The 15,283-nt window shown below is 30.8% G+C and carries 24 protein-coding genes; 22 read left to right on the forward strand and 2 right to left on the reverse strand.

The genetic code is table 11. From position 1 onward, the window contains the following. Nucleotides 1–122: 122 nt before the first annotated feature. The 22 genes from B3040_RS12460 (at nucleotide 123) to B3040_RS12565 (ending at nucleotide 13,191) form a co-directional block, all read left to right on the forward strand. Nucleotides 123–656: a methyl-accepting chemotaxis protein gene (locus B3040_RS12460; RefSeq protein WP_291573776.1), complete on the forward strand. Its 534-nt coding sequence runs from the start codon at nucleotides 123–125 to the stop codon at nucleotides 654–656. A gap of 263 nt (nucleotides 657–919) precedes the next feature. Continuing rightward, entirely contained in the window at nucleotides 920–1,084 is a 165-nt protein-coding gene (locus B3040_RS12465; protein WP_291573778.1) for a hypothetical protein, read from the forward strand. Between the two features lie 86 nt (nucleotides 1,085–1,170). Then, the gene (locus B3040_RS12470; RefSeq protein ID WP_291573780.1) at nucleotides 1,171–1,335 is read left to right on the forward strand and encodes a hypothetical protein; all 165 of its coding nucleotides are present in this window, start codon (nucleotides 1,171–1,173) and stop codon (nucleotides 1,333–1,335) included. Between the two features lie 494 nt (nucleotides 1,336–1,829). Beyond that, nucleotides 1,830–3,545 carry a sensor histidine kinase gene (locus tag B3040_RS12475; protein ID WP_291573781.1) on the forward strand — a complete coding sequence of 572 codons (1,716 nt, stop codon included), beginning with the start codon at nucleotides 1,830–1,832 and terminating at the stop codon, nucleotides 3,543–3,545. Nucleotides 3,546–4,312: 767 nt separating this feature from the next. After that, a complete protein-coding gene (locus B3040_RS12480; protein ID WP_291573784.1) occupies nucleotides 4,313–4,660 on the forward strand; it encodes a hypothetical protein in 348 nt (115 codons plus the stop codon). Between the two features lie 41 nt (nucleotides 4,661–4,701). Then, the gene (locus B3040_RS12485) at nucleotides 4,702–5,262 is read left to right on the forward strand and encodes a hypothetical protein (RefSeq protein WP_291573786.1); all 561 of its coding nucleotides are present in this window, start codon (nucleotides 4,702–4,704) and stop codon (nucleotides 5,260–5,262) included. Nucleotides 5,263–5,299: 37 nt separating this feature from the next. Beyond that, entirely contained in the window at nucleotides 5,300–5,731 is a 432-nt protein-coding gene (locus B3040_RS12490; RefSeq protein WP_291573789.1) for a GNAT family N-acetyltransferase, read from the forward strand. A 44-nt stretch (nucleotides 5,732–5,775) separates the two neighbouring features. Further along, nucleotides 5,776–6,222 (forward strand): hypothetical protein, encoded by a 447-nt coding sequence (locus B3040_RS12495; protein WP_291573792.1) that lies wholly within the window; start codon nucleotides 5,776–5,778, stop codon nucleotides 6,220–6,222. Between the two features lie 66 nt (nucleotides 6,223–6,288). Beyond that, on the forward strand, nucleotides 6,289–6,921 hold the full coding sequence (locus tag B3040_RS12500) for a hypothetical protein (RefSeq protein ID WP_291573794.1): 633 nt from the start codon (nucleotides 6,289–6,291) through the stop codon (nucleotides 6,919–6,921). Nucleotides 6,922–6,965: 44 nt separating this feature from the next. After that, on the forward strand, nucleotides 6,966–7,145 hold the full coding sequence (locus tag B3040_RS12505; protein WP_291573796.1) for a hypothetical protein: 180 nt from the start codon (nucleotides 6,966–6,968) through the stop codon (nucleotides 7,143–7,145). Between the two features lie 53 nt (nucleotides 7,146–7,198). Beyond that, a complete protein-coding gene (locus B3040_RS12510) occupies nucleotides 7,199–7,414 on the forward strand; it encodes a hypothetical protein (RefSeq protein ID WP_291573798.1) in 216 nt (71 codons plus the stop codon). Nucleotides 7,415–7,623: 209 nt separating this feature from the next. After that, nucleotides 7,624–7,911, forward strand: a complete 288-nt coding sequence (locus B3040_RS12515) for a hypothetical protein (RefSeq protein ID WP_291573800.1) — start codon at nucleotides 7,624–7,626, stop codon at nucleotides 7,909–7,911. Nucleotides 7,912–7,973: 62 nt separating this feature from the next. After that, the gene (locus tag B3040_RS12520) at nucleotides 7,974–8,345 is read left to right on the forward strand and encodes a hypothetical protein (protein ID WP_291573801.1); all 372 of its coding nucleotides are present in this window, start codon (nucleotides 7,974–7,976) and stop codon (nucleotides 8,343–8,345) included. A gap of 152 nt (nucleotides 8,346–8,497) precedes the next feature. After that, nucleotides 8,498–8,698 carry a hypothetical protein gene (locus B3040_RS12525; RefSeq protein ID WP_017414947.1) on the forward strand — a complete coding sequence of 67 codons (201 nt, stop codon included), beginning with the start codon at nucleotides 8,498–8,500 and terminating at the stop codon, nucleotides 8,696–8,698. 57 nt (nucleotides 8,699–8,755) lie between these two features. Further along, a complete protein-coding gene (locus B3040_RS12530; protein ID WP_017414946.1) occupies nucleotides 8,756–9,127 on the forward strand; it encodes a DUF5412 domain-containing protein in 372 nt (123 codons plus the stop codon). A gap of 115 nt (nucleotides 9,128–9,242) precedes the next feature. Then, nucleotides 9,243–9,599: an SdpI family protein gene (locus tag B3040_RS12535; protein ID WP_291573805.1), complete on the forward strand. Its 357-nt coding sequence runs from the start codon at nucleotides 9,243–9,245 to the stop codon at nucleotides 9,597–9,599. 173 nt (nucleotides 9,600–9,772) lie between these two features. Then, the gene (locus B3040_RS12540; protein WP_291573808.1) at nucleotides 9,773–10,066 is read left to right on the forward strand and encodes a hypothetical protein; all 294 of its coding nucleotides are present in this window, start codon (nucleotides 9,773–9,775) and stop codon (nucleotides 10,064–10,066) included. 39 nt (nucleotides 10,067–10,105) lie between these two features. Next, nucleotides 10,106–10,306: a hypothetical protein gene (locus B3040_RS12545; protein WP_291573810.1), complete on the forward strand. Its 201-nt coding sequence runs from the start codon at nucleotides 10,106–10,108 to the stop codon at nucleotides 10,304–10,306. A 70-nt stretch (nucleotides 10,307–10,376) separates the two neighbouring features. After that, nucleotides 10,377–11,387 (forward strand): methyltransferase domain-containing protein, encoded by a 1,011-nt coding sequence (locus B3040_RS12550; RefSeq protein ID WP_291573813.1) that lies wholly within the window; start codon nucleotides 10,377–10,379, stop codon nucleotides 11,385–11,387. 149 nt (nucleotides 11,388–11,536) lie between these two features. Next, nucleotides 11,537–12,127: a hypothetical protein gene (locus B3040_RS12555; RefSeq protein WP_291573815.1), complete on the forward strand. Its 591-nt coding sequence runs from the start codon at nucleotides 11,537–11,539 to the stop codon at nucleotides 12,125–12,127. Between the two features lie 136 nt (nucleotides 12,128–12,263). Beyond that, nucleotides 12,264–12,605 (forward strand): hypothetical protein, encoded by a 342-nt coding sequence (locus B3040_RS12560; protein ID WP_291573816.1) that lies wholly within the window; start codon nucleotides 12,264–12,266, stop codon nucleotides 12,603–12,605. A 79-nt stretch (nucleotides 12,606–12,684) separates the two neighbouring features. After that, nucleotides 12,685–13,191: a VanZ family protein gene (locus B3040_RS12565; protein ID WP_291573818.1), complete on the forward strand. Its 507-nt coding sequence runs from the start codon at nucleotides 12,685–12,687 to the stop codon at nucleotides 13,189–13,191. A 139-nt stretch (nucleotides 13,192–13,330) separates the two neighbouring features. On the opposite strand, the gene B3040_RS12570 is transcribed toward B3040_RS12565, so the two are convergent. Both B3040_RS12570 and B3040_RS12575 read right to left on the reverse strand, forming a co-directional pair. Continuing rightward, nucleotides 13,331–13,840 (reverse strand): hypothetical protein, encoded by a 510-nt coding sequence (locus B3040_RS12570; RefSeq protein WP_291573821.1) that lies wholly within the window; start codon nucleotides 13,838–13,840, stop codon nucleotides 13,331–13,333. A 378-nt stretch (nucleotides 13,841–14,218) separates the two neighbouring features. Further along, nucleotides 14,219–15,241, reverse strand: coding sequence for a PTS transporter subunit IIC (locus B3040_RS12575; protein ID WP_291573823.1), 1,023 nt, complete (start codon nucleotides 15,239–15,241; stop codon nucleotides 14,219–14,221). Nucleotides 15,242–15,283 lie beyond the last annotated feature (42 nt).

Here is a 15,283-nt window from a genome sequence, read left to right on the forward strand (position 1 = left end):
ATTAAGGTAGCAAAGCTTGGCGTGGGTATAATTTATGGTAACTTTTATTGGCTTTATGTAGAGATTCTGTTAATTGATTATGTACTAAGGGCATGCTATACTAAAATTGGAGGGGATCAATTATGAAAGAAGTGAATTTTGATAGTAAGAGTTTAGACAACCAGTCTGAGATTAAAGAAATATCTGACACCTTATTTGGTGCACTACAACAAACAAATGCAAGCTCAGAAGAGATATCTTCTACATCACAAGACTTGTCTTTAAGTATAGATAAAGTTATAGAACTTGTGAATCAAACTAGTGGAAAGATTGATGAGTCTAATAGCTTAATAACCCTTATTCAAGGAATTTCTAAAAACTCTAACTTATTAGGGTTGAATGCATCTATTGAAGCATCTAGAGCAGGATCTGAAGGAGCTGGCTTTAATATAATTGCAAAGGAAATGAGAAAGCTTGCTCAAAGCAGTACTGAATCTGCAGAGAAAATATCAAGAGCACTTTCAGACATAAAGGCAGCTATTGATTTAGTTGTAGAAGAAATCAATAAAGTAGGGTTAATAGCATCTTCTCAAGCAGCATCTACAGAAGAAATCACAGCGACTCTACAAGAAATTACCTCTACAGCTCAACTGCTAGTTAATAAGACTATCCACTAATTAATAGAAGTATTACTTAGTAATATAAATATATATAAATATTAGGGATTGTATATGATAAACTCATGTGCAATCTTATTTTTATGGACAGATAAGCAATTCATAGATAATAGCAGGAAAAATTAGTAAGGAAGAGGCTATAATTACAATAAAGCAATAGGAGAGATATTAGGACAAATTTGAGATGAGAAATATTTGAATAATTCTGAAAAATATCATATAATATAGTAAAGTATACTATTTAAGTAATTGGGGGGATTATAATGTCAATTGATGCATTTAAAAGGGCTGCGGCTAAGGATTCAGAGTTTAAGGGGCAAAACGCTGATGTAGAAAAATATAGTAGAAATAACTCATGGCTTGTTAATGCAGGAGCATGGGGAGTACTTTTATTAATTTGTCTTGCAGGATATTTTATTTTCTTTTAAAAATAAATAAACTTATTTACAATTTAAGATTTTCGTCTTTTCGTTGGATTCAGTTAAATATTTAAAGAATATTGGGAGATGGTATAATGTCAGCAGGCAATTTAAAAGCTCCAGAACTTTATAAGGAAGTTGAAGTCAAGGAAAATGGTACTACTATTAATAATCACAGAAAAAAACAGGGTAGTTGGAAGATTACAGCTATTGCAGGAGCTATAATTTTATTATTCTATCTCATAGTAACTGCTATGTAAGCAGCAATACAACTTTACGCACATGTGTATAAAGGGGCAATGGTAGTTAATGGGGAAATTCTATTTTAATCATATAATTTTATTATTCATTTAGAATTATAAGTGAGGATAAAAGTTAGCTAAGTGTTTCTATTCTAATATAATTAGATGTAGAAGCACTTAATTTTTTTGAAAATTAATTTGTTAAACGTGTTATGCAAGAAAACTGTAGATAAATGATAAATATTAGTCTAATTTACAGAAAAAAATGGAAATAATGAAGGAAATTTCATATTTTTGTCAAATATATCAAGTGAATTAAAGTGAAATGTATATGGAGGTTGTTTCCTTCGAGCATATTTTCTAAAATACATAGAAGGGCTTTGTGTAAAGTAAAAGGATAAGTTTTTTGCTAGTTCTATTTTGTTTAGTAATAAGTATAGCGATTTTAAGCTTATAAATCTCTATATAAACAACAATTACTAATTGTTATTACAATGGATAGGGTGATGACTATGGAATATGAAGATTTAACCAAGGATCAATTAATAAAATATATTAAGAATAAGGACGAGAAAATATCTCATCTAGAAAAACTTGTTAGAGAACAGGAGAAAACATTAAAAGTTCTCACCTTGAGTGAAAGTACTATGAGAGCTGTGATAGAATCAAGTATTGATGGAATTATAGTTAAAGATGAAAACTTCAATATCACTAATATAAACAGAAGCTTTATGAAGATATGGGAATTAGATGAAGATTTGTGCAATCAAACAGATAGATTTGAGTTAGTAGAACACTGTAAGAAGAAGGTAGTAAACCCAATAGAGTTTGCAGAAAATTTAGAGATTATAACAAGAGAAAATAAGGAACATTGGGATTATATATACTTTAAAAATGGTAGGGTTATTGAACAATTATTTGAACCTCTAATAATAAATGGGGAAACACGAGGTAATCTTTGGAGTTTTAGAGATATTACTAAGAGAAAAAAGCTAGAAAAAAGCCTTGAAACAAGTGAAGAGTTATATAAAAGACTTATTAATAAGCTGCCAGATGGCATACTTGTTTATGAAAATGGTAAAAGAATAGTAGCAAATGAGGCTGCACTAAATTTTTCAGCAAGAAAACTTAAAAGCTATAATATTGGAGACTCTTTGAAAATTCACCCTGACTATAGGCAGGTTGTAGATGAAAGAATAAGTAAGTTGTTGAACGAGGAAACTGAGGTGGATTTTCTAGAACAAAAAATTCTTTTAGATGATGGCACAGAAGGGGAAGTAGAAGTTGCAGGATTTTCCTTTAAGGAAGAGGACAGTTTATATGTAACAGCTATCATAAGGGATATAGCTGATAGGAAAAGAATTCATAAACTAGAAATGGATATTTTAGAAAAGTCCATACTTCTGAGTCATGCAGAGGAGTACAACAAATTAAAGACTCAGCTTTTTTCAACGGTATCTCATGAACTTAAAACTCCTCTCAATATTATTTTGGGAGGCATTCAATTACTACAAGATAAGTTAGAGAAAAACCCTAATGACATAAATAGCGGTTTTAGTATTAGCTCTGTAGGTAAATATTTAAAATCTATGAAGCAAAATTGTTACAGGTTATTAAGGCTTATCAATAATTTTATTGATATGAATAAAATAGAAAGTGGCTTTTTCAAGCTAGATTTAGAAAATAAAAACATTATAGAAATCATAGAAAATATTACTCTATCTGTTGTGAGCTATGTCGAAAGCAAGGGAATTAGTATAATCTTTGATACAGAGGTAGAAGAAAAAGTAATTGCTTGTGACGAAGATAAATTAGAAAGAGTCATACTTAATTTACTTTCAAATGCCATAAAATTTACAAACCCAGGAGGGAGTATACAGGTAAATATTTATGATAGGGGTAACAGTTTAATAATATCAGTGAAGGATAGCGGTTTTGGCATACCAAAGGATATGCATAGTAAAATATTTGAACCTTTTACACAGGGAGATTCGTTACTTAGAAGAAGGGCGGAGGGAAGTGGAATTGGGCTATCTCTTGTAAAGTCTCTTGTAGAACTTCATGGAGGAAAAGTTAGTATTAATAGTGAGCTAGGAAAAGGCAGTGAATTTATCATCGAACTACCTATAAACTTAATTGAAGAGAGCCAGGACTGTGTTGATAGAGGAGATTTTATAGATAGTAAGGTAGAAAAGATTACTGTAGAGTTTTCAGATATATATGTTTAGAGGACTTACCATTAAAATATTATTAAGTCTAGCAGGGCAATAGGGTTATAGAAACAATATAAGGGGATACACTGAATATATTGTGACTCAAATTTCATGGGGATGAGCCAAGATTTGGTGTTTTTGAATATAATAATCATATACTTTAAACTCTTGTAGGTCATTGGACGGAGTCAAAGCCTTTACATATTTGAGAAAATGTAAAGGCTATACTTCATGATTTTAAGGCTGCAAAGGAGTACTGTATTGATTTAAAATGTAAGAAGAAATAATGCTATAGATAAAAAAGGGAGTGTGCAAAACTATATGTTGTGGCTTTTACATAAAGAAAGTGGCTTTATATAGTTAATTCATTTTTACAATGAATTTAATGAATTCAAATAAAGATAAAATACTATATTTTACATTTATACCATGATATAATTAAAGTGTAATCATATATTTAACTAGAGTTTTTAATTTAAAAAACGGTTCTTAAAATGGATAAATTAACTATAAAATATTTACATACATTTATTAATAAAATATTATAAGAAGCTTGCATTAAGTCGCTGAATAGTCATAAGAAATTCAGCGACTTTTTTTATAGAGAATTTTACTGCTTTAACTTTGAAAAGTTCTTGAGGAGCCTTGAGGTTCAAGGTTTTTAGATTACATGTAAAAAAATAAAGATATTACAGGTAGCTAAAAAGGTGGCATAAATACATACTTTTGTTCTAATAGTTTTTGTAAATGTAAAAAAGTACTTAAGGAGAGAGGTGCTCAGCATGAATTTAGAAGAAATCATGAGACTAATAATTGGTATATTATTTGTGTTTATGCCAGGCATAGGAATTCCCTTAGTAGCAATAATTGTTTTGGTAACTACAATTGCAGACAAGAATCAAATACCTATTAAAGATACCTATTGTGAATTACCTAAAGATAAATATGAAATAGTTGATGAAAAGAAGTTTAACTTAATGATGAAGGTAAGAGGGTATTCCTTTTCTCTACTAATTTTCTTAACCTTATATCTTCAGGTATGGAGCTTAATTGCAATGATTTTAGCTGTACTTCATATGATGATATTTAATTATAGGCTAGAGAAGTATTATAAGTTAAGACAGGTTTAAATCATAGAAGTGAGTGAAATGGGATAAAGGGGAGAGAAAACATGAAGAAAAAAATCTATTATATATTAATTATATTAGTTTTGATTTATGGAGGATTTAGTTTATATTCAAGACCTTATACAATAGCCGAGGATAAGAAGCAGTTGGAAGAGAATATAGTAAAATTTATTAATAGACCTATAGTAATTACAGACAAAGTAGAAATAAAGCAGGAACTAAACCTTCACAATAAAAAATTTGTTCTATTCTTATATAATAATAAGTTAGCAAATGTAGAGTTAATAAAGGGTCTTAACAATAAGTATAAGATTGAGAAAGCTGAGCTTACTGACAAATACTTTTACGATGAGATAAGAACTACTAGTGATGGCAAGTACTTAATCTTAAAAGGTGAGAATTACAACAGTAAAATTGCTTACGTAAGAGTTTTATTAGACAACAATGAATATAAAATTGATATACCACAGCAGGCGTACTTTATAACATACTGCAAGGTTCCAATGGAAACAGAGAAAACCTTTATAGGGGCTGGAAATTTAAAAATCTATAATAACGAGGATATAGATATTACTAATGAAATGAACAAGATTTTATTTAAGTAATTCAGAGTAGTAAGAAAGGTTTTTGGGGGGGATAAACATGAAAATAAGATTATTAGCAATTGAAGATTATGAAAAGGTATATGATTTATGGACAAATACAAAGGACATGGGTATGAGGAGTTTGGATGATTCTTATGAAGGCATAGAAAGATTTCTAAAAAGAAATCCTACCACCAGCTTTGTGGCTGAGAAGGATAATGAAGTTGTAGGGGTAATCCTATGCGGTCATGATGGAAGAAGAGGGTACATTTATCATACGGCAGTTAATGCTGATTACCGTAGAAAGGGTCTCGGGGAAACCTTGGTGAATGCTGCCCTAGAAGCTTTAAAAAAGGAAGGAATAAATAAAGCTGCACTTGTGGTGTTTAGTACCAATGATGTAGGAAATAGGTTCTGGGAATCAATTGGCTTTGAAAAAAGAGAGGATTTAGTTTACAGAAACATAAGTATAAATAAGAATAACATTTAGTGGATTTTTGTTTAGTAGGTGCTGAGGGGAAGGGGCGAACTTGCATGGAAAAGAAATTATTCAAACATAATACAGGTTTAATTTTAATTATAACGGTTTGTATTGTAACAATAAGTTTTATTGGAATAAAGGTCTTTGCAAACAATAAAAACAATAGTAATTTAACTGCAGAGGAAGTTAAAAAGGTTGAAAAAAACCTAAACATAATAGTATCAGGACCACTTACCAAATCTTCAAATCCCTATGATCAAATTAAAGCACATAAACAAGAGTTTAATGAAATTGTAGAATTAGGAAAACCAGTTGTGAGTTACTTTATAGAACAATTTAAAAGTGGGAAATTAGATGGGAACAGTGAGTGGGTTACAGCATGGATATGCAATGAAGTTCTAGGAGAGGAAAATCCAATAAAGATATGGTCTGAGGATAATAAAAATGGTTGGGATTCAGGTAGGGATTGGTATGAAAAATATCTTTTACTAGAGGATTAGAGCCTTAAAGGGCAATGGCAGACTTTATAAGAATAAAATAAACAATTCAAATATGGAGGGAGAGAATTGAAAAGTAAAGAACCCAAAAGTCTTCTTGATGTATTTAAAATTTGTGCCGTTGGATTAGCCATTGTATTTTTAATAACCAAAGGAATCGAAGGCTATAGGGCAGATAAAAAAGAGAAAGAAAGTCGTATGCTATATATATTAACCTTCACAGATATGTATTATAACTACAAAACTGAACCAATAGAGGCTTGGTTGAAAGTAGATGAAAACTATATGCCAGACAGAGAAAAACTTAATACTTACTTTAAGGATGAAATTAAAGTAAATAAAGAAGTGTATAAGGATGAAAATACAACTATATATTTAGATACCATAAAAGGTGATGACAACAGCTTTTTAAGATTTTATTTTACTAAGGAAGACAAGGTTGAAAAAAACAAAGGTGAACTGGTTACTATTACCAAGGAATTAAAAGAAAATGAGCATACAATGTTCTATAATCATGAAAATTCACCCCAAGTTTATGACAAAGAAGGGAAAAGCATGGGCAATGTCAGTCTATATAATGAATTTGGAAAAGGCGAAGACTTTATTATTTCTGTAAAAAAGGAAGACTTAACAAATATGAATTGGCCCATTAGCTTTAAGATGAATTTAACTAAGGTTTCTTACGAGAGAAAGAAACAATAAGTCTTTCTAATAGTTTTACTAGTAATTAAGGGTGGGGGAGAGAAATGGAAGTAAATTATACTGTAATCCTTGTAACTATCATTAATGTAGTTCTTTTGACCGCAGTTGGAGTAGTTTTGTACAAGGCAGCGAAGAGCTTTAAAAGATTTGTAGAGAGAAACAGAGAAATAGATAAAAAGGTTGATATTATTTTAAAGAAGTTAGAGGAAAGTGACAGTAAGTAAGTTTTCATCTAATAATGTGAGTATAACAGCTTGCCAATTTAGGGAGATGAATTATGGATAAAAGATTTTATATTATTATTGGAACAATATTTTTAATTTCTAGTGGATTTATATACTCTATTGAAAAGTTAACCTCATATATTCATTGGTATTTATGGACAGGTCAGAAGATGATGGAAATTCCTATACCTGGAACTAATATTTTTATTTGGGCCTTTGTAATTATTGGGTTAGGATTTTTTGTGCTTGGCTTTAGAAAAAAAGAGTAGAAAAACAACATTTTATTCATATATAAAAGCAAGAGAATATATAAACACTGTGGATTTGTTTTTCAGAAGGCATGAAAATAGGCATGAATTAAGGTTGAAATAGAAAAAGTTGTGGAGTTAGGCATTTGAAAATAAATAACAAGTCAAAATAGACAAACATACTGATTTATTTATTTTTTAAAAATGCCTTAAGCAAAGGGAGTTGTAAAATGGGGGTTAAAAGAGGGGTTAGTGAAACAATAAATTCAGTAAAAAATCTAGATAACGAATTTCAAGACATATTAGAAATAGCCAGAGGATGTAAGCTTTCAAACTGCAGTCATACAACTGAAGCTGATTGTGCAATTAAGAAGGCGATTTGTGAAGGAGTTCTCTCAGAAGAAAGGTTTAATTACTATTATAGAGTAAAGCATGAAGCAGAATATGTTTCTGAGCAAAAGAATAAAACTAAGGCTATTGATTATATGAAGCAAAAAAAACTCTTTCAAAAGTCTTAATTAAAGAGAAGAATCCTTTGATATAACTTTTAATATTACAATTGAATAAGGGAGGAATTGCCTTGAAAAAACTTAGGGGTATTGTATTGTTTCTACTTTTAACCTCTTTGATTACAGGATGTTTTAGGTCAACAAAAAATAATGCTACTCCAGAAGAGATTTTGAAGGATGATCCAAATGCAGACTTTTTTATTATGGATAACACAGTGTACAAAAATGCAGAGGATGTTCAGTGGGTAAAGGACATATCTATTAAAGAAGAAAGTGCCTTAGGAAGAATAAATAAAACTAAGGTAAAGAGAAATTTTAAAAACTGGAATGCAACAGTGCTAAGCATTAGCACTGAAATTTATAAGTTTCAAGGCAGAGATGACATAGTTTTAGCTAAGAAAGATGATAAATATATACCATATATTAGATATGTAGAAGGATAGGTAAGATTATTCTAATAAGGTATTAAGTATTTAATAGAAAAGGGGGGAGTTTAAGGGAATGGAAACAAGTCACATTGGTTAATAGGTAATTTTTTTAACAAGTAAGCTCAGCTAGAAGGCATATTAAAATTACAATGAAGGGAGCTATAGACATGAAGAATTTTATTAGAGAGTACCTATTTAAATATATTTTTCTCTTCTTCTTTTATATTCTTTTAGGAGTCCTTATTAAGGCATTAGATATGAACACTGCAAAAGCGCTAGGCTTTGTATGTGGAATGATATTGTATGATGTATTAGCCTATATCTATAGAAGATTTAAAAAGATGAAACCTGAGGTTCAACAGTCGTAGGTTATATACTAAAGATGGTTTCTTATAAGTTGATAGTTATGTATTAAGGGGGAAATCATGAAAGAAAAAACAAAGAAACGTCTCGCTACAATATTCATCGTTGTCGCAGCAATGATTGGTGGGGTAGCTTATTTCATTAACTGGGCATTTTATGATATTCAAAGAATTCATGGTCAGGAGTATCTTACTGAATCAACCTCACCAAATGGAACATATACTGTAACTGCATCTTTAAATAATGGAGGGGCTACTACAGGGTATTCAGTTTTAGGTACATTAAAGAATAATAAAAGTGGTAAGTCGAAGAACATCTATTGGCAGTATCACTGTGAAAAAGCTGATATGGAATGGCTCAATGAGGACATCATACAGATAAATGGAGTAGAACTTAAAGTTAAAAATGAAGTTTATGACTATAGAAAAGATTAGTCTAAGCTTTGTTTTTCAAGGTATAGCAATATAATAAATTAAATTTTAAGGGTTATTATATAGATTAGGTAAAAGGGGTGATGTTGTGGTATGGTTTTGGATTTTTATGATGGTGATGAATTTATTAATTTCCTTTACAATGATTGGCTTTGGTAAGTATTTTACTAAAGGTGGACCCAAAGATGTTAATGGAGTTTTTGGATATAGAACTTCTATGTCTATGAAAAACAAGGAAACTTGGGAGTTTGCTCACCGTTATTGTGGAAGGCTGTGGTTAGTGTTAGGAACTGTTATGCTAATTGTTTCTATCATAGCTATGTGCTTTGTAATTGGAAAGGAAATAGATGTTATAGGAACCTTTGGGGCTATAGTTTGTGGTGTGCAACTTGTGTTTTTAGTTGGATCTATATTTCCTACAGAGATAGCTTTAAAGAAAGAATTTGATAAACAGGGAAATAGAAAACAAGCATAATTTTATTTAATAATGATTTTTAAAATAAAGTATTTTGGATAATTTGTGAGTTATAGCTATGTGATAAATAAACGTAATAAAGTAAGGGTTAAAATATAGAAGTTTCTTAGGAAATTTACCTATGATAAGTTATCATGTGAAAAACATTTACTAGGGGAGAAAAGGAGAGAACTATGAAGATAAAAATTAACTTATGGTCATTTATAGTTTCTTTTGTGTGTATAGCACTATTTTTTATAGCAACATCATCACAGTCAATAATTGATTTTACAACCACTTGGTTAAATATGCACCCATTAACTATAGTATTGGGTATAGCTATAGTTAATTGTGTGCTGGGGTTTATTGGGCTATCTGAGGCCACTAATTGGAAGAAGCTATTAAGAGGATTTTCAACTATAATAATTACTTTAGGGTTATCTGGCCTCATAATTTTAATTTTATTTATGGGATTTATGCTGTCATAAGCATTTATATAAGTAACATGATACAAAAGGAGGACTTTGATGAGTTTAGATAAAGATAATGACAATAAAAATATTACTGAAGATGAAAGTCAGTCCGATATGAAAAGCACTTACCTTGCTCTTGGCATAGCATTTGGTGCTTCCTTTGGAGTTATATTTAATAATATAGCTATAGGTGTGTCTTTAGGAATTATTATAGGAGTGGTGCTTGGTGCTAATATAGAGAATAATAAAAAGTAAATTAAAGTACAATTGTCAGTGAAGATGAAATTAAAGAGGGTTTAAAATCAAATTTGTTGGGGGAATAAAAATGCATAAACAGTACATTCAAATGCTTGTATGTCCAAGTTGTCATAAGGATTTGCAATGGTATATACAAGAGGAAAGTGAAGAGAGAATAATTAATGGAAAAGCTTGCTGCTCATGCTGTAATTCAGAGTATGAAGTAAAGGATGAAATAGCAGTATTTTTAACTAGTGAATTATCTAGAAATGACCTTTGGAATAAGGGTGAAAGTGCTCTAGAAAAGTTTTTCAATGAGAATACAGAGATTTATGACAAGTTAATGAATACACCAGAAGAAGAGCTGAATGGAGCTGATTATTGGTACAAGGCTACCTATTTTGAAATGAGAAGAGATTTTGCTACAAGCACTAAAATGTTTAAAAATGCTTTTAAAAAGATATACACTGAGGATTATATTAATGGTTGGGAAAGTCAAATGGATTTTGTGATTAAAGATCTTCAAGGGGATGAACCAATAATTGATATTGCAACAGGTAAAGGCTACCTTGTTGAAAAGATTCTTACTGAGACAAGAAATTACGTTGTTGTCACAGATTTTAGCCCTACAATACTAAAGAGAAATAAAGAGTATTATAAAGCTAAGGGGCTATACCAAAGGTTAAGCTTAATTGCTTTTGATGCAAGAAAAACTCCTTTTAGAGATAACTCCATTGTAAATATGACTAGTAATATGGGACTTCAGAACATTGATCAACCTGGAGAAGTAGTAAAGGAGCTAAATAGGATTACTAAAGATAAATTTATGTCTGTAATGTTTTTTATAGACAAAGAGGATAAAAAACACATGGATTTATTTAGAGAATGGAGTAACACTGCTTACGTAACAAAGGAAAATGCAATAAAAACTTTTAGAAATTCTGGATGGTATGTTGAAATTTGCAATTCCTTTTTAGCAAACATAAAACCAACACCTGAAAGTGAAATCATAAAAGGTGCAGGAATTGATGTATTCCCTATAGAAGACACTGAAGTTGAATTTTGTGTAATTAAAGCAAGGAAGCAGTATGCCTTATAACCTTAAGGATATAAGCAGATATCTTGTTTTGTGGGAATAGTTAATACTCAGTTATAAGATGAGTTTAATAAGGGTAAGAGCATTTAGTAGATAGGATATAATTATATAGTATGACTAATAAGTTAAATAATATAGGTAGGTAAAGTTTAATGAATAAGAAGATAAAGCTAGGTATTTTGGGCTTATCAATTGTTTTATTGGTTTTGGTAATTAATTTCAATAATGGTGCAAAAAGTCCAAAAGAAGCAATAAAACAGCGTAATTCTAAGCCTATAAGCATAATACATGAGGAGAAAACTAACAGAGGTTGCATAGTATTCTATGAAATTCCAGGTGAGGATAGCCTTTCAACAGCCTTTGTTAGAAAGAGCTTAGGTAGGCATAAAGTTGTTTATGATGGTGTTCAAGGAGATATAAGTTTAGCAGCTAAGAAGTTTGGCATAACTAATACGTATTTTCCAGCCATAGAGAAAACATCTTTACCCATATATTTTGGTGTAATTGGCAATTCAGAAGTTAATCAAGTGAAAGTAATGGAAGAGGGAAGAAATATTGAGAGGCAAGCAAAAATCATTGAGGTTAAAGGGAAGAGAATATGGCTAGTATATATGAACAGATTTCAAGGCTCAAACTTTGACATCCTGGGACTTTCAGCAGATGGTAAGGAGCTTATGAAAATAGATGGAAATATATCACCTTACTATGCAGAACAGAAGCCTTTTAAAAGCACTTACAAATAGTTGGCAAGGGCATTTTATCAGAAGAGCTGTTTTAAAAAACTAGATGGAAATTTCTATCTAGAACTTTAGCTCCCCTGAGCAAAGTGCCTATGATTAATTTAAGTTTACTTAATCATAAATATTGGGAGGGGTTAATATGGTAATTGAGCCTTTAAATGATGTTATGTCATACTTTCATTTTGTGTTTATAGCATATATAGTGCTATTTATAATTGTAGTGACTAATTTTTATAAAGCACTACATATTAGGAAGTTATCAGAGAATAAACCTAAGGGGAGCTTTGCTGAAAAGATTGACTTATTTATTGATATTCTTTGTGGGGCAGCAATGGCTGCAGGGCTTATGTTTCAAGGAGTATTAGCAGACAATAATGCCTTAGGTCATAATGGGTGGTTTAACTGGCTTTTAGGTATATCTATTGGAAGCCTTATCATTTTTATATTAAATGTAATTGTAGTTTTCAAAGAAAAAAAGTGATTTGAGAGTTATATGAAAGCTATAGCTGCATTGATCATATCTGTGTTTTAAAAATCAAAAGTTACTGGGGGAGAAAACATTGAAAAATAAGCCTATGAAAAAAAGAACTAAGTTTTTACTTTGGGTTTTATTTGTTATATATATATTAGTTCTTGTGAACGTAATTATTCTTAAAGATGGAAATGCTCTTATTGCAGCACAATATAGTGCTGATAGGTCCTTATGGGAGAGTATTGAGGCAATAAATTTTGTGCCTTTTAAGACAATTATTCCATATCTTAAAGGAGAGCCAACTATTCGTATTGCTGCTGAAAATATACTAGGAAATATCTTTGCTTTTAGCCCCCTTGGATTTTTATTGCCATTACTATTTAAAAAATTTTATAGGCTAAAAAGTATTTTTCTAACTTCTTTCGCAATAAGTCTTTTTATAGAGATAATACAACTAGTATTTTACTTGGGAAGTACGGATATAGATGACTTAATTCTAAATACTTTAGGCTCACTTATAGGTTTTGGAGTCCTTTGTTTACTTAAAAAGATTACTCAAAGAAAGAGCATTGGTCTTTCAGCGTATTCTAACTAAATTTAATCATGTATGTTTTAAAGTTCATAGAAATAACGAATATTTTATTGAAAATAAAGAAATGTCATGGAGATACAAGCAATTACTCTTAGAGAGGTAAGGTATCCATGACATTTAATGATGTAATAGTATTAAATTTTCACTGGTTAAATTTTATAGTAACATTTTTAGAAGCATCATTGCTTTTATAGAGTATCATAACTTCATCTTCACTTACCCAGGACATTTTATAGTTCTCATTATAAAATATTTTATATCCACTCAATGGAGAACAGGGTAGCTCTTTTTTAAAAATATAGTATTTTTGCTCATATATCCAGCTACTCCCATGGAGTAATGATGAACGCTCTTCAATAATTAATGCACTTTTTTCATCGGGAGAATAGAATACCATTTGAGTGCTTATTAAACTAGAGTATATATTCCATAGATTTAAACCCAAATATAGAAAAATAAGAATATGAATAAAGAAATAAAGGTTTTCTTTTTTTGCAACTATAAGTCCAATGATAACTATGATTAAAGTAACTATAGTTGTCAAATAATTGGTTATCAAACTAAGTCCATATTCGTGGTCTATTTTTAAAAGTACTAGCTTTACAATTATTAAAGTTATAAAGACTCCGTAAAGAACATGTTTCCTCTTCATTTACAACCTCCACAATAAGTTATATTAATTCACTGATTTAATCCAAGTTTATTCTCACATAGATACTATTCTCAGAAATTATGTTAGCTGAATATTCATTTATCCACTTGTTTTAGTCCTAAAAAATCTATTAAAACAGAGTAACCATAATTTCTTATGGCCAAAGTACCTTAATATAAATTTTACCAATGTAACTATACAAGTCAATAGAAACTAAATATAAACAAACAGTCTATGTAAAATATCTACAAAAATCTATCTGTAATGGTACAATTTTACTAGGAAAATAGTTGTTATATTAATCAATTCTTAATTATGACATAGTAAAGATATAAAAGGGAAAGTGCCATCCACTTATAGTTGTGGATGGCACTTTTTTTATAAATCTAGTTTCATATCTCCATATTTAATCCAGCCTTGTTTACGCATAAACTCTGAGATTAAAAGGCTGAGAAGTGCTGGAGCTATAATATGAAGAATTAATATTAATAAAAGAGAACTTGTTCCCATGGCCTCAATTGTAGCAAATTGCCCAACAAGTCCACTAGTTCCCATTCCTGCACCTACAGGAGTGTTTTTCATTTTGAATATGGCAGAGCCAATGGGGCCTAAGATGGCACTTGCAAGAGTTGGTGGAATCCATATCATGGGGCTTCTGATGATATTGGGTACTTGAAGCATGGAAGTTCCAAGGCCCTGAGCAATTAACCCACCAAAGCGGTTTTCTCTGTAGCTACAAACTGCAAAGCCCACCATTTGAGCACAACAGCCGATGGTTGCTGCACCAGCGGCAAGACCATCTAACTTTAAGGAAATTGCCAGAGCTGCACTACTGATTGGCAGGGTTAGAACCATTCCCATAATGGTAGAAACTAAAATCCCCATAGGAATAGGCTGAAGCTCTGTGGCATAGTTAATCATTGAGCCTAAAGTAGTCATTACTGAAGACATAAATGGACTTACAAAGGCAGCTGTAATTCCTCCAGCAATAATAGTAGTAGCTGGAACAACTATTATGTTTAGTTTTGTTTTCCCATAAACGAGTCTTCCAAGTTCTGCTCCAATTAATGCTGCAACTAGAGCACCAACAGGTTCACCCACTCTAACCCCATAAGCACCGTTAGCCCCTGCAATTAGGGTTTGAGCTCCAAGAGTTCCTGTAATGATAGAGGAAAAAATAGTTAGTACAGGAGCCTTAACACCATAAGCTACAGCAGCTCCAATAGCAGGCCCCATCATTAACTGAGCTATTTTACCAAACTCCACTAGCATTGGTATGCCAGCCTTTTCTCCAATTTGTTTTAGAATTAATCCAATAATAAGAGAGCCAAAAAGTCCCTGAGCCATATAGTTTAATACATTAATTATATAATCTTGTATTGAATGTTTTTTCTTTTCCATAAGTACTCCTTATTTAAGTAATTTTATTTTAATATGTGAAAT

The sequence above is a fragment of the Clostridium sp. UBA4548 genome (genome assembly GCF_002387895.1).
GTDB lineage: Bacteria > Bacillota > Clostridia > Clostridiales > Clostridiaceae > Clostridium_J.